Source organism: Enterobacter sp. Cy-643, assembly GCF_011752815.1.
Classification (GTDB): Bacteria; Pseudomonadota; Gammaproteobacteria; order Enterobacterales; family Enterobacteriaceae; genus Cedecea.
Genome location: NZ_VWWV01000002.1, coordinates 200,166 through 218,437 on the forward strand (window position 1 = coordinate 200,166; position 18,272 = coordinate 218,437).

Genomic DNA, 18,272 nt, shown 5'->3' on the forward strand with positions numbered 1-18,272 from the left:
CTCCTGTTACTGACCGAGAGTGAGCGTTTTCATCATCATGCCCTTCACGGTGTTAAGCACTTCGACGTTGGCCTGATAGCTACGAGAGGCGGACATGCTGTTGACCATCTCCCCGACCACATCAACGTTTGGCATACGCACATAGCCGCGAGCGTCCGCGAGCGGGTTACCCGGCTGGAAAACCAGCTTATCGGGCGCATCGCTCTCAATCACGTTGCTCACTTTAACGCCACCGGTCGCAGCACCAGGGGCAGCATCCACCTGAAAAACGACCTGTTTTGCGCGGTAAGGCTGGCCGTCAGGTCCGGTGACGCTGTCGGCGTTGGCAAGATTACTTGCCGCCACGTTCATGCGTTTGGACTGGGCCGTCATAGCCGAACCGGCGATGTCGAAAATATTGAGTAAGGCCATTGATTATCCCTGTAGCACCGACATCATGCTTTTGATTTGCCCGCCAAGCACCGTGAGGTTTGTTTGGTAATTCAGGCTGTTATCGGCAAACTGCGTACGTTCACGGTCCATATCGACGGTATTACCGTCCATGGCTGGCTGGTCGGGTACGCGGTATAGGAGATCGAGCGACGGAGTGGAGTGGGTTTGAGCCGGGATATGGCGTGCCGAAGTGAGCGCCAGAGACATGCCGCCTCCTTCAACGCGTCCGCGCTCCATCACTTTTTTCATTTCACTGGCAAAGTCGATATCGCGCGCCTGAAAGCCCGGCGTGTCGGCATTGGCGATATTCGCGGCCAGAATCTCTTGGCGCTGGGCACGCAAATTAAGCGCTTCTTGCTGAAATCGCAGTGCGGCGTCCAGTTTATCGAGCATGCTTCCTCCATAGTCCATAGAATTAGGAATCGTCCGAAAGCTTAAAGCGCCTTACGCGTACGCGATGGGTGGAATAAACGCAAAATACGTCGCTATTTATCGCCTTGATCAAAACGGCTCGCGGTTAAAATCACCGCAATCTGAATACGGAGAAGCGCGATGAGAAGTCTGAAAATCCTGAGCGGTATAGCCAGTCTGCTGTTCGTTCAGTTGGCTATGGCAGGCGCACTCGATCGGCCACTGACTGAGTATTTTCAACAGCGACTGGCGGGGATTAGCGATGACGTCAGCGTCAGGGTGAAAACGCCGGAGACTCAGCTTCCTGCCTGCCCTCAGCCCGAATTCTCAACGCCCGGAAATGCCAAACTGTGGGGTAACGTTAGCGTCATGGCCCGCTGTGGCAGCGACAAACGGTTTATCCAGGTTCAGGTGATAGCCACGGGTCAGTATGTGGTTGCCAGCCGCCCGATTGCCCGCGGTGCAAGGATCGATGCCAGTAGCGTGCAGTTAACTCAGGGCCGCCTTGACCAACTGCCGCCACGGACTATGCTGGATCTCGGCCAGGCGACGGACGCCGTTTCGCTTCGGGATATTGCGCCCGGGCAGCCGGTCATACAGACGATGGTGCGCCAGGCCTGGCGAGTGAAAGCCGGCCAGCAGGTTCAGGTGATTGCTTCCGGCGAAGGCTTTAGCGTTAACGGCGAAGGCAAAGCGCTGAATAACGCCGCTGTCGCGCAAAATGCCCGCGTTCGCATGTCCTCAGGGCAGGTGGTGAGCGGGACTGTGGATGCTGATGGGAATATTCTGATTAATCTATAATCTTTTTAAAGATTCCGCGGCGACTGCCGATAGTACTATCAACTAATGATACTGACTGGCTCTTACGCCGCGAGCCCCTCGATGAGGAGAGAACAATGAGCATTGATCGCACGTCGCCACTGAAACCGGTAAGCACTGTTCAACCACGTGAAACCAGCGATCCACAGACGCTGAAAAGCCGTCTTGAAAAATCCACCACCGCCAACAGCACCAGCGTAAAGTTGAGCGATGCGCAGGCCAAACTGATGCAGCCAGGCACCGGCGATATCAATATGGAACGCGTTGAAGCGCTGAAGACGGCTATTCGTAACGGCGACCTGAAGATGGATACCGGCAAAATCGCCGACGCGCTGATCCAGGAAGCCCAAAGCTATTTGTCGAGTAAATAACGGTGAGTCGTCTGTTAGAAGTGCTGGACCAAATGACCGCAGTGCTGAATTCACTGAAAGAAGTGATGGACGCTGAACAGCTGCAGCTTTCCGCAGGCCAGATAAACAGCAATGCGCTGCAACGTATAACTGAAGATAAAAGCTCGCTGCTGGCTACGCTGGACTACCTGGAGCAACAGCGTCGCGCGGAGCAAAACGCCGGCGCGGTCACCAGCCTGGACGTTAGCCAGCGCTGGCAGACGATTACGCAAAAAACCCTGCATTTGCGGGACATTAACCAGCATAACGGCTGGTTACTGGAAGACCAGATGACCCGTAATGAGCAGGCAATTGCGGTATTAAAACCGCACCAGGCCCCAGACTTTTATGGCGCCGACGGGCAGGCCACGTCGCAGGGCAATCGGGGCGGTAAAAAAATCACTATTTGATTTTGCTCGCCAATGAAAACGGCTGGTCAACCCTCTCCTTGACCAGCCATTCGCTTATTTCAGCGATTTCAGGACTTTTACCGTAGCCTCAATATCAATCTCATCCTCTGAGAACAGATGCGTTTCGCCCTGGAACGTGGTCACGGCCAGTTTTTTTACCGTGCGCATTTCCCCTTCTTTTTTCTCTGCCTTCGGGCGAATGCTGTTCATCAGCAGCCCAACCGACAGCACCGCATTTTCTTTATCAATCTTACCGTCAGCCGGCTCTTCTTCGCTGTATACCACGAAAGATTTGATCGAGGTAATTTTAAGCCGCTCGCCAGCAATAAACAGATGCTTGCTCTCCGGCTCCACTTTCACGGCAAACGCCGACAGCCCTTTATTATTGGTACCCGGCTCGAAGGTCACCGACGCGTCTTTTTTGATAAGCTCCGGATTGGCGACTTTAATCACATGGAAATAACGGTTTTCGCCGTTTTCATCTTTGATAAATCCGAAGCCCTTCTCTTCGAACCAGGTTGTGATTATTCCTCTCATCGCTCTGTCACCTAATTAACCTTTCAACATATAAAGAATAGGGCGGCGTGACGAAATCGTCATCCACCCAGAAAAAATCAAACCGTGCGGCGGGCGAAATCTTTCAGCCTGAAGCCCAGCAGCAATAACGTCGCGAAATAAGCGACGACGCCGGCCACCACCACCGCCATCAGCCGCAGCAGGCGATAAGGCATGTTGCCCAGATCCCAGGCGGGCATAACGTACATTATCCCAATCAGTACCGCAGACATCACCAGTACGGCGGCGACCAGGCGCAGCAGAAATGCCGTCCAGCCTGGCTGCGGCTGGAAGATATCCTGCTTGCGCAGCTGCCAGTAAAGCAGCGAAGCGTTAATACAGGCGCCCAGACCAATCGACAGGGAAAGTCCGGCGTGTTTCAGCGGGCCGATAAACGCGAGGTTCATTAGCTGCGTCAAAATCAGCGTCACGATAGCGATTTTAACCGGGGTTTTAATGTCCTGCCGGGAGTAGAAGCCTGGCGCCAGAACCTTAACCACGATAAGCCCCATCAGGCCGACCGAATACGCCACCAGCGCCCGCTGGGTCATCAGGGCATCGAATGCGGAGAACTTACCGTACTGGAACAAAGAGACGGTCAGCGGTTTTGCCAGAATCCCCAGCGCCACCGCGCTTGGGAGCGCCAGCAGGAAGCAAAGACGCAGCCCCCAGTCCATCAGGCGGGAATACTCATCGTGGTTACCGGTGGCAAAACTTTTCGCCAGCGACGGCAGCAGAATAGTGCCTAACGCCACGCCTAAAACCCCGGAGGGGAATTCCATCAGGCGGTCGGCATAATACATCCAGGAAACCGATCCAGACACCAGGAACGAAGCAAAGATGGTGTTGATGATCAGTGAAATCTGGCTGACGGAAACGCCGAGGATAGCCGGCCCCATCTGCCTGATAACCCGCATTGCGCCCGCATCCTTAAAGCTGATACGCGGCAGCACCAGCATGCCAATTTTCTTCAGATGCGGCAGCTGATAGGCCAGCTGTAATACGCCCCCTACCGTAACCGCCCAGGCCAGCGCCAGAATCGGCGGATTAAAGTGCGGGGCGGCAAAAAGCGCGAAGCCAATCATGCTGAGATTAAGGAACGTTGGGGCAAACGCTGGCACAGAGAAGCGGTTCCAGGTGTTGAGAATTGCCCCCACCAGCGACGCCAGCGAAATCAGTAAAATGTACGGGAAGGTAATGCGCAGCAGGCTCGACGTTAGCGCAAATTTATCCGCCGTGTCGGCAAAGCCCGGCGCGGTGACCAGAATAACCCAGGGCGCCGCAAGCATCCCGAGGACGGTGACCAGCGCCAGCGCAAGCGTCAGCAGCCCGGAAACATAAGAGATAAAGACCCGCGTGGCATCTTCGCCCTGCTTACTTTTGTATTCGGCCAGAATGGGCACAAACGCCTGGGAGAACGCGCCTTCGGCAAAAATTCGACGCAGCAGGTTCGGCAGCTTAAACGCAACAAAGAAGGCATCCGTCGCCATTCCTGCCCCAAATACCCTTGCCACAATGGCGTCGCGCGCAAAACCAAGTACGCGTGAAAACATGGTCATCGAGCTGACGGCCGCCAGCGATTTTAATAGGTTCATTTATTCTGTTATTCCACAAACATGAACGCCTGCAATGCAGGCGTACATGGATGATGACAAGTCGGCATAGTCTACCGATACGGCGCTGAATTGCTACCGCGATATGTTACAGCTTATTCGCTGATCGCCTCGCGCCAGAGCTTCTCGACGACACGCTGCGCCAGCAGCGCCTGCTCGCCGGAGGTTTCCGGCACCGTCTGATTCGCCACGCAGTCGATAAAGTGACGTGCACAGCCCGCAAAGCCGCGCTGCTCCAGCGTGGTTTGCCAGCCGGGAATAGGCTGTTCCACCACGCCGGCGCCGCATTCTTCGCGCCACTGACGCATGTCGGTTACCTCATACAGCCCACCGTCGGTCACCGCCTGCACCCACTCTCGCTGGCTCCCGGCACGGCGATGCATACTGGTGGTCACGCTCAGGTTGCCCTGGCTGAAATGGTGTTCGGCGTACAGCATTTGCCCTGAGTCGTTGGTTTGCAACGTCCCGCTTTGCAGCTGAGCGCCGCCGCCGCCAAGCCAGAGCGCGGTATCCACGACGTGAAGATAGTCATCAAGCAGCGTGAAGCGCAGATCCCCCGGGCCGACGCTGTCGCTGCGGTGTTTGTCCATCCGCAAGGATGCCCCGGCGGTCAGCTTTGCCTTTAACTGCTGGTAACGCGGGGCAAAACGGCGGTTAAAGCCCACCATCAGGGTGCGCTTTTTGCGTTCAGCAAGCTCCACCAGCTTTTCGGCATCGGCCAGGTTTTCCGCCAGCGGTTTGTCCACGCAGACGTTAACGCCGGCATTGAGCAGCTCATTCACCACCGCGTAGTGGGAACTGGTGGCGCTATGCACAAAAACAGCATCGCACTGCGCCGCCAGATTGCTGAGCGAATCGATATACGGAATACGCCAGGTGTCACACACCGGCAGCGCTTTCGCTTTGGTCGGTGAAAATGCGCCCACCAGCGACCAGTCGCCGGATGCTCCCAGAACCGGAAGCCAGGCTTTCTGCGCGATCCCGCCCAGCCCCACGACGCCAATACGTAATTTCGTCATCCTTAATCTCCCAAATGCGCCAGCAAGGAATCCAGACGCTGTTTAAGTTCGGCGACTTCAGTTTCCAGCGCGTCCACTCGCGCGCTGAGATCGTCTGCAACCGGGCTGATACTTTGTTCCAGAGACACAGATGCCTCAACTTCACCGCTGAAAAGATGCATGTAGCGACTTTCGCGTTTACCCGGCTCTCGCGGCAGACGCACGACAAACGGCCCGTCTTCACGGCCAGCCAGCCCTTCCAGCGTCGCCTCTACCTGCGCCATATCGGTGAACTCAAACATTCTCCCGGCGCGGCTGCGCAGCTCACCCGGCGTTTGCGCGCCGCGCAGCAGCAAAGTCGTGACCACAGCCACTTCCGCTGGCGTTAGCTTTAAATGACCAAATTCGGAGTTGCAAAAACGCTGCTCGTATTTCGTTACGCGGTTGCCAAACCCGTTGACGGTTCGCAAATAATGGCCTTTGACCAGACCGTCCAGCGTGTCCTGGACTTCATGCTCTTTCAGATCCATCACCGGTTCACGGTTTGTTTTCTGATTACAGGCGGTCACCACGCCGTTGACGGACATGGGATATTGTTCTGGCGTAGTGAGCTGTTTTTCCAGCAGGCTGCCGATAACGCGGGCTTCAATCACCGTTAACTGATATTTCATCTTTAAACTCCACGACCCGGGGTCCAGTCTTGATTAACCAGCGCGGTAAGAACGTGATCCCGCCATGCGCCGTCAATCAGCAAATAATCCTTTGCGTAGCCTTCTTTTTCGAAGCCCAGGCGCGCCAGAAGGTCGCCGCTGCGCTGATTATGCGGCATATAGTTGGCCATAATACGATGCACATTTTGGCTACGTTGCATATAGCGAATGGCGCTGGTTAATGCCTCGTACATTAGCCCCTGCCCCTGCCACTTTTCACCGATGGAGTACCCGAGATAACAGGCATGGAAGGAACCACGCACCACGTTGGAGAAGTTAGCCACGCCGATAACCTCTTTTTCTTCCGGATCGAGCAGCGCAAAATAGTAAGCACTGCCCTGCTTGTGCATTTCGCTTATCATGCCCAGCCTTGCCTGCCAGCCCGAAGGATAGCAGTAGCTCTCGTCCCGAACGGGTTCCCAGGGCTTCAGAAACAGACGATTTTCCGTGTAGTAATCCGCCAGGCGCCAGGCATCACGCTCATGAACCAGACGCACCACCAGTCGGTCAGTCACCAGGCGAATTTTTGGTGCGTTACTGCGGTAGCCAAACATGTTTTTCCCACTCCTTCATCCCGGTTGACGGGGCTCATCTTATTACTATACCTGCGCCTGACCGCCGTGTGAAAACAACAACATGAAGCAACATCACTTTTTTCGATGAAAGCCTTGAATCAAACTCGTTGCACGATAAAAAAATATTGTCCTGCATCAGGTATTAAAAGCCCGAATGGCAAGCGAGAATAAAGACTTGTCGCGTGTAATGAGGTTCCCTGGAGGGGAGATGTCGCGGGTAGCGCAGGCAAGGAGCCTGGGTAAATATTTCCTGCTGCTTGATAACATGTTAGTGGTATTAGGCTTTTTCGTTGTCTTCCCTTTGATTTCTATTCGCTTCGTTGACCAGTTGGGCTGGGCCGCTTTAATGGTCGGGATTGCCCTGGGTCTGCGTCAGTTTATCCAGCAGGGGCTGGGCGTCTTCGGCGGCGCAATTGCTGACCGACTGGGCGCTAAACCGATGATTGTTACCGGCATGCTGCTGCGGGCCGCAGGCTTTGCCACCATGGGCATCGCCACGGAACCCTGGATGCTATGGCTTTCCTGCCTGCTCTCCGCTATTGGCGGAACGCTGTTCGATCCGCCCCGCTCGGCGCTGGTCGTCAAACTGGTTCGCCCTCAGCACCGCGGCCGCTTCTTCTCCATCCTGATGATGCAGGATAGCGCGGGCGCGGTGATCGGCGCTCTGTTGGGTAGCTGGCTGTTGCAGTACGACTTCCGTCTGGTGTGCGCCGTCGGTGCCGTCATGTTTGTCCTGTGCGCGGCGCTTAACGCCTGGCTGCTGCCGGCCTATAAGCTTTCGACTATTCGCACCCCGATGCGCGAAGGCATGGGCCGCGTATTCCGCGATAAACGCTTTATCACCTATGTCCTGACGCTCACCGGCTATTACATGCTGGCCGTGCAGGTCATGCTGATGCTGCCGCTGATGGTTAACGACATCGCCGGTACCGCGTCGGCGGTAAAATGGATGTACGCCATTGAAGCCGCGCTTTCGCTGACGCTGCTCTACCCTATTGCCCGCTGGAGTGAAAGGCGCTTCCGCCTGGAGCAACGCTTAATGGCAGGCCTGGTGCTGATGACGGTGAGTCTGATGCCTATTGGTCTGGCCTCCAACCTACAGCAGCTTTTCGCCCTGATCTGTACCTTCTACATCGGCTCAATCATCGCCGAGCCTGCTCGGGAAACGCTCAGCGCCTCGCTGGCGGATGCCCGCGCCCGCGGCAGCTACATGGGGTTCAGCCGTTTGGGCCTGTCGCTGGGGGGCGCGCTAGGCTATACCGGCGGCGGCTGGCTGTTTGACGCAGGTAAAGCCCTGCAGCAGCCGGAATTACCCTGGGCCATGCTCGGCATTATCGGCTGTATCACTCTTGCCGCCCTGTGGTGGCAGTTTAGCCTCAGGCCCGTTGAGCCAACGATGCTGGAGCCAGGCGGTCAGGGATAATTTTCTCGTATCATCTTTTTCCGGTAGCCGCTCCCGCCGTGCCGCATTATGCTGATAAAGCAAGGCACGGCATTGGAGCCGCTATTTTGAGGAAGCCTATGAAGAAGATTGTTTTTGCCGCCGCATTGATGCTTAGCGGCCTGCTCTCAGGATGCAACCAGTTAACGCAGTACAGCGTGAGCGAACAGGAAATCAACCAGTCGCTGGAAAAACACAATAACTTCTCGAAGGATATTGGCCTGCCCGGCGTGGCTGAAGCCCATGTGGTATTAACCCATTTAGTCAGCCAGATTGGACGGGAAGAGCCGAATAAAATTACCCTGACCGGCGATGCCAATCTCGACATGACATCCCTGTTTGGTAACCAAAAAGCCATTCTGAAGCTCAAGCTAAAAGCGCTACCGGTGTTCAATAAGGAGCAAGGCGCCATCTACCTGCAGGAAATGGAGGTGGTTGACGCCCAGGTTGAACCGCAAAAAATGCAGACCGTGCTGCAGACCATGATCCCTTACCTTAACCAGTCCCTGCGCAGCTACTTCAATCAGCAGCCTGCTTATATCCTGAGCGAAGACCGCAGCACCGGCGAGTCGCTGGCGAAGAAATATGCCAAAGGCATTGAAGTAAAACCCGGTGAGATAATCATTCCGTTAACGGAATAGCCCCTGCCCCTCAGAGCCGTTCATGCGCTCTGAGGGTTTTGTACAACATGAGCAACATAAGGGGTGCAAACGATAACGTTTCCCCTTATCCTTAGTGCCCGGCATAAAACCAGCCCTTGATGACTGATTTCCCTCTCACGCCGGAGCACATTGATGACCGCATTACCTCAGGTATTAAAAATCCGCCGCCCAGATGACTGGCATATTCACCTTCGTGACGGTGAGATGCTGAAAACCGTGGTGCCTTACACCAGCCAGACCTATGGCCGCGCGATTGTCATGCCCAATCTTGTGCCTCCAGTGACCAGCGTGGAAGCCGCTATCGCTTATCGCCAGCGCATTCTTGATGCGGTGCCGGCCGGGCAAAAATTTGAGCCGCTGATGACCTGCTATCTCACCGACACGCTGGATCCCAACGAAATCGAACGCGGGTTCAATGCAGGCGTGTTTACCGCCGCCAAGCTTTACCCGGCGAACGCCACAACCAACTCCGCACACGGCGTAACCAGCACCGCAGCCATCCAGCCGGTGCTTGAACGTATGCAGAAAATTGGCATGCCGCTGCTGGTTCATGGCGAAGTCACCCATGCTGATATCGATATTTTCGATCGCGAAGCGCGCTTCATTGAAACCGTCATGGAGCCGCTGCGTCGCCAGATGCCTGAACTGAAAGTGGTGTTTGAACATATCACCACCAAAGATGCCGCCCAGTACGTGAAAGAAGGCAACTCGCTGATTGGCGCGACGATCACCCCTCAGCACCTGATGTTTAACCGTAACCACATGCTGGTAGGCGGCATTCGCCCGCACCTTTATTGCCTGCCTATTCTGAAACGCAGCGTCCATCAGGAAGCCCTGCGCGAGCTGGTCGCCAGCGGCTGCGATCGCGTGTTCCTCGGCACCGACTCTGCGCCACATGCACGTCATCGCAAAGAAGCCAGCTGCGGCTGTGCCGGCTGCTTCAACGCGCCTTCCGCGCTGGGTGCCTATGCGACGGTATTTGAAGAAATGAACGCGCTGCAGCATTTTGAAGCTTTCGCTTCGCTGAACGGCCCGCGCTTCTACGGCCTGCCGGTCAATGAAGAGAGTATCGAGCTGGTTCGCGTCGCGGAGAAAATGCCGGAGCTGATTGAAGCCGGCGACGACAGCATCGTACCGTTCCTGGCGGGTGAAGAGGTCGTCTGGTCCGTTAAAGGCTAAATTTTTCAACGCCCCCTGTTGCTTACTGGAAATTAAGCCTGTATAAATATCCAGTATATTGTACAGGGGGTCGTTATGCGTATTGAAGTGACTATAGCCAAAACCACACCGTTGCCAGCCGGGGCTATCGATGCCCTTGCCAGTGAGCTTTCCCGCCGTATCAATCAACATTTCCCCGACACCAGCAGTGAAGTGCAGGTACGTTATGCCTCCGGCAATAACCTCTCCGTGCTGGGCGGTGCCAAAGAAGACAAAACGCGAATCAGCGAGATCCTCCAGGAAACCTGGGAAAGCGCTGACGATTGGTTCTCTGCCGACTAATACCCTCAAGTATGTTGGTACTTTTTGCCGGGTGTCGCCATCCGGTTTTTTTTATTTCCCTCGCCGATTTGATTATTTTTTAAACGCCGCTAAAGTCGTTCCTGCCTTTCTTTCCGATTACATCGGAATAGCCTGTCGATTTATTGTTCGCTTTTCTCGGATAATGTGGAAAAAGTGTTACCAGGTAATTATTTCATCCCCATGACCGCAAGAGTGTTGATATACTTAAGTCGCTTCACGATAAATCACGCATGAACCTCACTAGTCGTTGTCTTTAAACACGTATAAAAGGGGTTATGATGGAAAAAAATAGTGATGTTATTCAGACTCATCCCCTCGTCGGATGGGATATCAGCACCGTCGACAGCTACGACGCTATGATGCTGCGCCTGCATTACCTGACATCCAATAATCAGAAGCACGATGAAACCGAAATCGGTCAGACCCTCTGGCTGACCACCGATGTCGCCCGGCAATTTATTTCCATCCTTGAGGCCGGGATAGCCAAAATTGAATCCAGTGATTACCAGGAAAGCGATTATCGCAAGCATTGACGACACATGCTTAACAATGGCCACAGGCACCCAACGGGGTGCCTTTTTTATTTTAAGCGTCACCGTCAATTGCATCGCTCCGGTGAATTAATTACCCTGCTACAGATAATTTTCCACAGAGAAAAGCTTATGAACTACGACCTCATCATTGTCGGCAGCGGCTCCGTCGGTGCCGCCGCAGGCTGCTATGCCACACACTCGGGCCTGAAGGTACTGATGATCGACAGCGGCCACCCGCCGCATGACCAGGGCAGCCACCACGGCGACACTCGCCTGATGCGCCATGCTTATGGCGAAGGTGAAAAATATGTCCCGTTGGTCCTGCGAGCACAAAAACTGTGGGATGCCCTGGCGGAAGCCAGCGGTGAGAAGCTCTTCCACCGCACCGGGGTCATTAACCTGGGGCCATCTGATTCGCCCTTTATTCGCAATGTCGCCTCCAGCGCGGAGAAATTTTCCCTGCCGGTTGAAACCCTGGACGCCGCCGCCATTGCCGCCCGCTGGCCGGAGATTGCTGTGCCTGAAAACTACGTCGGCCTGTTTGAGACGGACTCAGGCGTGCTGAAAAGCGAGCTGGCCATCGAAACCTACATCAACCTTGCTAAGCAAGGCGGCAGCGCTCAGCTTTTTAACTGTAGGGTAACGGCAATTCGCCACGGCGACGAAGGTGTCACCGTCGTGACTGAAGAAGGTGAATATCACGGGAGTAAACTGCTGGTCAGCGCGGGGACCTGGGTCACCAAACTGCTGCCGGACCTGCCGATCGCCTCCGTTCGCAAGATCTTTGCCTGGCACCAGGCCGATGGCCGCTACAGCGAGAACAACAAATTCCCGGCGTTTACCGCAGAAACACCCAACGGCGATCAGTATTACGGCTTCCCGGCGGAAGACAACGAACTGAAGCTGGGCAAACACAACGGCGGGCAGCTGATTGACTCCCCCGAACAGCGTAAACCCTTTGGCGCTGTCGCCAGCGATGGGTCTGAAGTCTTTCCGTTCTTGCGCGAATTTTTACCCGGTATCGGCTGCTGCCTGCACGGTAAAGCCTGCACCTATGACAATTCGCCGGATGAAGATTTCATCATTGATACCCTCCCCGGCCATGACAACACCCTGATCATTACCGGGCTGAGCGGGCACGGGTTCAAATTCGCCTCCGTTTTAGGCGAAATTGCCTGCCAGTTTGCTTTGGGTCAAAAACCTGCCTTTGATTTATCCCCGTTTGTACTTTCTCGCTTCAAAACGGCGTAGAATTCCCGAGTGGCGGGCATTTCCGCCACTTTTCCTTGGGGCCATCATGATTCGCTTTATTCAATTTTTAACCAACAATATTCGCGAGCACTTTATTCTGTATCTTTTCCTCTGGGCAATGCTTGCACTTCTCGATCTGGCTTATATCTATTTCTTTTGATTATTCAGACTCCTGTTATATTGACAATTATTGACGTAAAATTAATTAAATATAGTTTTAGCGCAAATGATTAACCGTCAATAAATACTCTTCTCAATCAAAAAAGATCATATTCATTCGACTCTACTGAACGCCTGCCGCAAGTGTTATTCAAAAAAACAGACATACAATAAATATATATCGAAATACGGATATTTATGTTGATCTGCTGTTAACAGAACGCCTATGTTTTAGCTTCTTTAGAAAATACATGGACGCATAAATATGCAATGGCGAAACTCACCCGAACGCTATGGACATTTTTCGGTTCTGCTTCACTGGCTGGTTGCCGCCACGGTTTACGGTATGTTTGCACTCGGACTGTGGATGGTGACGCTGGGCTATTACGACGTCTGGTACCATAAAGCACCAGAAATACATAAGAGCATCGGCATCTTGTTAATGTCTGCTCTGGCTATTCGTATTCTCTGGCGCTTTATATCGCCTCCGCCGCCACCGTTAAAAAGTTATTCACGCCTGACGCGCATCGGCGCGCTTACCGCACATATTTTGCTGTATGCATTATTGTTCGCCATTTTGCTGAGCGGGTATCTGATTTCAACGGCTGACGGTAAACCCATTAGCGTGTTTGGCTGGTTTGATGTGCCCGCCACGCTGACGGACTTCGGGGCGCAGGCCGACCTTGCCGGGACAGTTCATCTCTGGCTGGCGTGGACCGTGGTGATTGTTTCCGTACTACACGCCCTTGCGGCCCTTAAGCACCATTTTCTAGATAAAGATGCCACCCTCAAGCGCATGCTGGGGAAAGCATCCCGTTAACTATGGAGAGTAAGACAATGAAGAAAATCCTGCTGGGAGCCACCTTAAGCGCTCTGTTATTCACCACCGGCTCAGCCGTTGCCGCTGACTATAAAATTGATAAACAGGGTCAGCACGCGTTTGTGAACTTCCGTATTCAGCATCTCGGCTACAGCTGGCTGTACGGCACTTTCCGTGATTTTGACGGGACTTTTACCTTCGACGAGAAAAACCCTGCTGCAGATAAAGTCAACGTCACCATCAATACCACCAGCGTGGATACCAACCATGCCGAGCGTGACAAACACCTGCGTAGCGCAGAGTTCCTCAATGTGACTAAATTCCCGCAGGCGACCTTCGCCTCAACCGATGTGAAGAAAGACGGCGAGACGCTGGATATTACCGGCAACCTGACGCTGAACGGCGTGACAAAGCCGGTCACGCTCAAGGCTAAACTGATGGGTCAGGGTGACGATCCGTGGGGCGGTGTGCGCGCGGGATTTGAGGCCGAGGGTAAAATTAAGCTGAAGGACTTCAATATTACTCAGGATCTGGGTCCGGCTTCCCAGGACGTTGACCTGATTATTTCTGTCGAAGGCGTGCGCCAGTAAAATACTCCCCCGGCGAACCGGGGGAATGTTATTACTTCTCAGGGTCAGGAATACCTAGCGTGGTATTCAGCATTCCACGAGATTTATTAAAGATCTTATTCCCGTTTTCGCGACCCGCCCGGCGGCGGCGCTGTTCTTCTGGAGACAGCGCCAGCTCATCACGGCAAATCTCACTGCAGCAGCCAGAGAATTTCTCAGCGCAGACCGGACACTGAATAAACAGCAGGTGACAGCCGTCATTTTTGCAGTTGGTGTGGCTGTCGCAAGGTGTTCCGCACTGGTGGCAATGGGCGATCACATCGTCAGAAATACGTTCCCCCATGCGCTCATCAAAAACAAAGTTTTTACCGACAAAGCGCACCGGCAACCCTTGTTCACGCGCACGGCGCGCATATTCAATGATCCCGCCTTCAATGTGGTACACATTTTTGAAGCCGTTATGGCGCATCCAGGCACTGGCTTTTTCACAGCGAATGCCGCCGGTGCAATACATGACAATTTTCTTCTCTTTGTCATCCTGCATCATATCCACGGCTTTCGGCAGCTGCTCACGGAAGGTGTCGGCCGGAATTTCAACGGCGTCCTCGAAGTGCCCCACTTCATATTCGTAGTGGTTACGCATATCAATAAACACCGCGCTCGGATCGTCGAGCATCGCATTCACTTCGGCAGCTTTCAGATATTCACCCACGTCGCTTGCGTCAAAGGTAGGATCGTCAATACCGTCGGCAACAATACGGTCACGCACTTTCATGCGCAGCACCCAGAAGGACTTACCGTCATCTTCAAGCGCAATATTCAGGCGCAGATTATTTAATGCCGGATGGAACGCGTAAATCGCTTCACGCAGGGCATCAACGCGGCTTTCCGGGACGCTAATCTGAGCGTTGATCCCTTCATGCGCCAGATAGACGCGGCCAAACACGTTCAGGCTCAGGAATAGCTGATACAGCGCATCACGGGTCGCCTGCGGTGCTTCGATAGAGAAATATTTGTAGAATGAGATGGTCGTGCGCGGCTCGGTTTCGGCAAGCATGCGCTCGCGCAGCTCCTCATTCGATACGCGGTTGTGTAACACTGGCATGGTGTTCGCTCGCAATCGTTGAAAAAAAGTGGGCTGCATCATAAAGCAAATAACGCTTATTTACATCCCCACGTTTTACGCTACATTTTGCTCACTCAGAGGCATCTGCGGCAACAATCGATGAAATATCAGGCACTCCGACGCCGCGTATTTTGGCTCTGCGCCAAAAAATGCCACAATGGAATGATTAGAAGATCCGGCAATTGCCGTCACAAAGGTTTTACATGACGAACTTACCGCAATTCTCTCGTGCGTTATTGCACCCGCGCTATTGGCTCACCTGGCTTGGCATTGGTTTTTTATACCTGCTGGTACAGCTTCCCTACCCGGTACTGTATCGCATCGGCTGCGGGCTGGGCAGACTGGCAAAACGCCTGATGAAACGCCGCGCGAAAATAGCTTATCGCAACCTTGAACTCTGCTTCCCGGACATGAGCGAGGAAAAACGCGAACAGATGGTTGTCGCCAACTTCGAGTCCGTCGGCATGGGGCTGATTGAGACCGGCATGGCCTGGTTCTGGTCTACCGAGCGTATCAATAAATGGTGCCGCTACGAAGGCGTCGAGATCGTTAAAGGCATCGAGAAAACCGGGCAGGGTATTTTGCTGATTGGCATTCACTTCCTGACGCTGGAGCTGGGCGCCCGTATTTTCGGCATTAAAACGCCGGGCATCGGCGTCTATCGCCCCAACGACAATCCGCTGCTCGACTGGCTGCAGACCTGGGGACGTATGCGTTCCAATAAAAGCATGATTGACCGCAAAGACCTGAAAGGCATGATCCGCGCGCTGAAAAATGGCGACATTATTTGGTACGCGCCGGATCACGATTACGGTCCGAGAGGCAGCGAGTTTGTGCCGTTCTTCGCCGTTGAACAAGCTGCGACGACGACGGGAACCTACACGCTCGCCAAACTCTCCGGCGCCTGCGCCGTACCGTTTGTTCCTCGTCGCCTGCCGGACGGCAAGGGCTACGAGCTGACGATTATTCAGCCAGAACTTAACCCGCCGCTTGAAAGCCCCGAGGAGACGGCGCGCTGGATGAACAAAATTGTGGAGAAGTGCATCCTGATGGCGCCGGAACAGTATATGTGGCTGCATCGCCGCTTTAAGACGCGCCCGGAAGGCATGCCCGATCGCTACAAATAACGCCTGACAGCCGCCTTTTCAGGCGGCTTTTTTTTGCCGTTCGTTTGATCGAAAAAGCCCTTTGATTTGCCAGCCCAATACCAACAGGCGCATAATTAGCAGAGTAATAATTCCCTCTCTTTTCTTTGGCACTGGCAACTTCGGAGCGGTATGACTCCCCCTGACTGCACTATCAACTGGAAGCGTAATCTGGCCGTCGTTTGGGTTGGCTGCTTCCTGACCGGCGCGGCATTCAGCCTGGTCATGCCCTTCCTCCCGCTTTACGTTGAGCAACTCGGCGTCACCGGCCACAGCCAGCTGAACATGTGGTCCGGGTTGGTCTTTAGCATTACCTTCCTGTTTTCTGCCGTGGCATCCCCTTTCTGGGGCGGACTTGCCGACCGTAAAGGCCGAAAACTTATGCTGCTGCGTTCCGCGCTTGGCATGTCTGTCGTCATGCTGTTGATGGGTCTCGCACAAAACATTTGGCAATTTCTTGCGCTCAGGGCCTTACTTGGCCTGCTGGGTGGATTTGTGCCTAATGCCAACGCACTGATCGCCACCCAAATACCACGCCATAAAAGCGGCTGGGCACTTGGCACGCTGTCTACAGGAGCGGTCAGCGGCGCACTGCTAGGCCCGCTGATGGGCGGCCTGATGGCGGACAGCTACGGACTCCGCTCGGTGTTCTTTATCACCTCGCTGGTGCTGTTTATCTGCTTTGTGATGACGCTGTTTTTTATCCGTGAGTCGTTCACGCCAGTTTCGAAAAAAGATATGCTTCACGCCCGCCAGGTGCTTACCTCACTGAAGAATCCCCGCCTGGTGCTAAGCCTGTTTGTCACCACGATGATTATCCAGGTCGCCACCGGCTCTATTGCACCGATTTTAACGCTCTACGTCCGCGATCTCGCCGGAAATGTCAGCAACCTGGCGTTTATTAGCGGGATGATTGCTTCCGTGCCTGGCGTCGCGGCGCTGATCAGCGCCCCGAGGCTCGGCAAGCTGGGCGATCGCATCGGCCCGGAAAAGATCCTGATTGGCGCGCTGACGATCTCCGTTCTGCTGCTTATCCCGATGTCACTGGTGCAAAATCCGTGGCAGCTCGGGATCTTACGCTTCCTGTTAGGGGCGGCTGACGGCGCGCTGCTCCCCGCCGTGCAAACGCTACTGGTCTATAACTCTTCCAGCCAGATCTCGGGCCGTATCTTCAGTTACAACCAGTCTTTCCGCGATATTGGCAACGTCACCGGCCCGCTGCTCGGCGCCGCCGTTTCCGCCAGTTACGGCTTCCGCACCGTCTTCCTGGTCACTGCCAGCGTGGTGCTGTTTAACGCGCTTTACTCATGGATGACGCTGCGCCAGCCTGCCGAACGACTCCGTATTCCGGGGGAATAAATCTCCGACTTGCAGATTTGCCAACAGCGTCAACAATTAACTGGAAATCGTAACGGAGCAACCGCTCCCCGACCTTTGCCACAAGGAGATGACCATGAGCATGTATGCAACCCTGGAAGAAGCCATTGATGCCGCGCGGGAGCAGTATCTTGCCGATAACCCGAGCGTGGATGAAGAGAGCGCCAGCGTCGAACAATTCAATTTCCAGAAGTACGTTTTGCAGGATGGCGACATCATGTGGCAGGCCGAGTTCTTCACCGACGACAGCGAGCAAGGCGAATGCCTGCCGATGCTAAGTGGCGAAGCCGCTCAAAGCGTATTTGACGGTGATTTCGATGAAATTGAGCTGCGCCAGGAGTGGCTGGAAGAGAATACGCTGCACGAGTGGGACGAAGGTGAATTTCAGCTTGAGCCGCCGCTGGACACCGAAGAGGGACGTACAGCGGCAGACGAGTGGGATGAATGCTAGCGTTTATTCATACGGCCCATGGCTGGCGTCAATCGGCAATAGCAGAGTGTCAAAGATCAGCGAAAACGGCAGGTCGAGCACGGTAATGTAGCGCCATGCGCCTTCGCGTACATCCCAGCGCACGCCGGGGTAATACTGGTTTCCGTGCCCCTGCCCCGGCACCGTCCGGCTGATAATGCTGCCGCAGCCGCTCAGCAGAAAGGCCATCGTCAGTACCGCAATTATTTTACCCACGCATGCACTCCTGTTCAGAACGCGCTGAGTATAACCATCGCCGATTAAAAGGCAAAAAAATGCCGACGCTG

At 54.4% G+C, this 18,272-nt stretch carries 24 protein-coding genes; 15 read left to right on the plus strand and 9 right to left on the minus strand.

The features are described from left to right. Positions 1-6: 6 nt before the first annotated feature. Both flgC and flgB read right to left on the minus strand, forming a co-directional pair. Complete coding sequence (gene flgC, locus F3J29_RS09260) at positions 7-411, minus strand: flagellar basal body rod protein FlgC (protein ID WP_166865549.1); 405 nt, start codon at positions 409-411, stop codon at positions 7-9. Between the two features lie 3 nt (positions 412-414). Continuing rightward, the gene (flgB, locus tag F3J29_RS09265; protein WP_038473701.1) at positions 415-825 is read right to left on the minus strand and encodes a flagellar basal body rod protein FlgB; all 411 of its coding nucleotides are present in this window, start codon (positions 823-825) and stop codon (positions 415-417) included. Between the two features lie 159 nt (positions 826-984). On the opposite strand from flgB, the gene flgA reads away from it, so the two are divergent. The 3 genes from flgA (at position 985) to flgN (ending at position 2,461) form a co-directional block, all read left to right on the plus strand. Next, positions 985-1,644, plus strand: a complete 660-nt coding sequence (flgA, locus tag F3J29_RS09270) for a flagellar basal body P-ring formation chaperone FlgA (protein ID WP_166865552.1) — start codon at positions 985-987, stop codon at positions 1,642-1,644. 95 nt (positions 1,645-1,739) lie between these two features. Next, a complete protein-coding gene (flgM, locus tag F3J29_RS09275; RefSeq protein ID WP_039291844.1) occupies positions 1,740-2,033 on the plus strand; it encodes a flagellar biosynthesis anti-sigma factor FlgM in 294 nt (97 codons plus the stop codon). Positions 2,034-2,035: 2 nt separating this feature from the next. Continuing rightward, the gene (gene flgN / locus F3J29_RS09280; RefSeq protein ID WP_039301840.1) at positions 2,036-2,461 is read left to right on the plus strand and encodes a flagella biosynthesis chaperone FlgN; all 426 of its coding nucleotides are present in this window, start codon (positions 2,036-2,038) and stop codon (positions 2,459-2,461) included. Between the two features lie 54 nt (positions 2,462-2,515). On the opposite strand, the gene F3J29_RS09285 is transcribed toward flgN, so the two are convergent. The 5 genes from F3J29_RS09285 to rimJ all read right to left on the minus strand — a co-directional run bounded on the left by F3J29_RS09285 (position 2,516) and on the right by rimJ (position 6,891). After that, entirely contained in the window at positions 2,516-2,998 is a 483-nt protein-coding gene (locus tag F3J29_RS09285; RefSeq protein ID WP_008453505.1) for a cold shock domain-containing protein, read from the minus strand. Between the two features lie 77 nt (positions 2,999-3,075). Then, the gene (gene murJ, locus F3J29_RS09290; protein WP_166865555.1) at positions 3,076-4,611 is read right to left on the minus strand and encodes a murein biosynthesis integral membrane protein MurJ; all 1,536 of its coding nucleotides are present in this window, start codon (positions 4,609-4,611) and stop codon (positions 3,076-3,078) included. A 113-nt stretch (positions 4,612-4,724) separates the two neighbouring features. Then, positions 4,725-5,648 carry a Gfo/Idh/MocA family protein gene (locus tag F3J29_RS09295; protein ID WP_166865558.1) on the minus strand — a complete coding sequence of 308 codons (924 nt, stop codon included), beginning with the start codon at positions 5,646-5,648 and terminating at the stop codon, positions 4,725-4,727. Positions 5,649-5,650: 2 nt separating this feature from the next. Further along, complete coding sequence (locus F3J29_RS09300; RefSeq protein ID WP_166865561.1) at positions 5,651-6,298, minus strand: YceH family protein; 648 nt, start codon at positions 6,296-6,298, stop codon at positions 5,651-5,653. Between the two features lie 2 nt (positions 6,299-6,300). Continuing rightward, a complete protein-coding gene (gene rimJ, locus F3J29_RS09305; protein WP_166865564.1) occupies positions 6,301-6,891 on the minus strand; it encodes a ribosomal protein S5-alanine N-acetyltransferase in 591 nt (196 codons plus the stop codon). 229 nt (positions 6,892-7,120) lie between these two features. On the opposite strand from rimJ, the gene mdtH reads away from it, so the two are divergent. From mdtH to F3J29_RS09350, 9 genes are all read left to right on the plus strand, one after another. Then, positions 7,121-8,335 (plus strand): multidrug efflux MFS transporter MdtH, encoded by a 1,215-nt coding sequence (gene mdtH / locus F3J29_RS09310; RefSeq protein WP_166865567.1) that lies wholly within the window; start codon positions 7,121-7,123, stop codon positions 8,333-8,335. A 98-nt stretch (positions 8,336-8,433) separates the two neighbouring features. Next, entirely contained in the window at positions 8,434-8,994 is a 561-nt protein-coding gene (locus tag F3J29_RS09315; RefSeq protein WP_008453518.1) for a lipoprotein, read from the plus strand. Positions 8,995-9,147: 153 nt separating this feature from the next. Then, a complete protein-coding gene (pyrC, locus tag F3J29_RS09320; RefSeq protein WP_166865571.1) occupies positions 9,148-10,194 on the plus strand; it encodes a dihydroorotase in 1,047 nt (348 codons plus the stop codon). 75 nt (positions 10,195-10,269) lie between these two features. After that, entirely contained in the window at positions 10,270-10,515 is a 246-nt protein-coding gene (gene dinI, locus F3J29_RS09325; protein ID WP_008453524.1) for a DNA damage-inducible protein I, read from the plus strand. A 299-nt stretch (positions 10,516-10,814) separates the two neighbouring features. Further along, complete coding sequence (gene bssS / locus F3J29_RS09330; protein WP_008453527.1) at positions 10,815-11,069, plus strand: biofilm formation regulator BssS; 255 nt, start codon at positions 10,815-10,817, stop codon at positions 11,067-11,069. 129 nt (positions 11,070-11,198) lie between these two features. Beyond that, on the plus strand, positions 11,199-12,320 hold the full coding sequence (gene solA / locus F3J29_RS09335) for an N-methyl-L-tryptophan oxidase (protein WP_008453528.1): 1,122 nt from the start codon (positions 11,199-11,201) through the stop codon (positions 12,318-12,320). 46 nt (positions 12,321-12,366) lie between these two features. Next, a complete protein-coding gene (locus F3J29_RS09340; RefSeq protein ID WP_071842723.1) occupies positions 12,367-12,480 on the plus strand; it encodes a DUF2770 family protein in 114 nt (37 codons plus the stop codon). Positions 12,481-12,744: 264 nt separating this feature from the next. Next, positions 12,745-13,299: a cytochrome b gene (locus F3J29_RS09345; protein ID WP_166865574.1), complete on the plus strand. Its 555-nt coding sequence runs from the start codon at positions 12,745-12,747 to the stop codon at positions 13,297-13,299. Positions 13,300-13,316: 17 nt separating this feature from the next. Next, on the plus strand, positions 13,317-13,889 hold the full coding sequence (locus F3J29_RS09350; RefSeq protein WP_166865577.1) for a YceI family protein: 573 nt from the start codon (positions 13,317-13,319) through the stop codon (positions 13,887-13,889). Between the two features lie 31 nt (positions 13,890-13,920). On the opposite strand, the gene trhO is transcribed toward F3J29_RS09350, so the two are convergent. Beyond that, complete coding sequence (gene trhO, locus F3J29_RS09355; RefSeq protein WP_166865579.1) at positions 13,921-14,973, minus strand: oxygen-dependent tRNA uridine(34) hydroxylase TrhO; 1,053 nt, start codon at positions 14,971-14,973, stop codon at positions 13,921-13,923. A gap of 224 nt (positions 14,974-15,197) precedes the next feature. Here trhO and F3J29_RS09360 point away from each other — a divergent pair, with 224 nt between their 5' ends. The 3 genes from F3J29_RS09360 (at position 15,198) to F3J29_RS09370 (ending at position 17,967) form a co-directional block, all read left to right on the plus strand. Then, complete coding sequence (locus tag F3J29_RS09360; RefSeq protein ID WP_166865583.1) at positions 15,198-16,121, plus strand: Kdo(2)-lipid IV(A) acyltransferase; 924 nt, start codon at positions 15,198-15,200, stop codon at positions 16,119-16,121. Between the two features lie 150 nt (positions 16,122-16,271). After that, positions 16,272-17,498, plus strand: coding sequence for a multidrug efflux MFS transporter MdtG (gene mdtG, locus F3J29_RS09365; protein ID WP_166865586.1), 1,227 nt, complete (start codon positions 16,272-16,274; stop codon positions 17,496-17,498). A 94-nt stretch (positions 17,499-17,592) separates the two neighbouring features. After that, positions 17,593-17,967, plus strand: a complete 375-nt coding sequence (locus tag F3J29_RS09370; RefSeq protein ID WP_166865589.1) for a MysB family protein — start codon at positions 17,593-17,595, stop codon at positions 17,965-17,967. A gap of 3 nt (positions 17,968-17,970) precedes the next feature. On the opposite strand, the gene F3J29_RS09375 is transcribed toward F3J29_RS09370, so the two are convergent. After that, entirely contained in the window at positions 17,971-18,192 is a 222-nt protein-coding gene (locus F3J29_RS09375) for a YceK/YidQ family lipoprotein (protein WP_502706561.1), read from the minus strand. Positions 18,193-18,272: the final 80 nt, after the last annotated feature.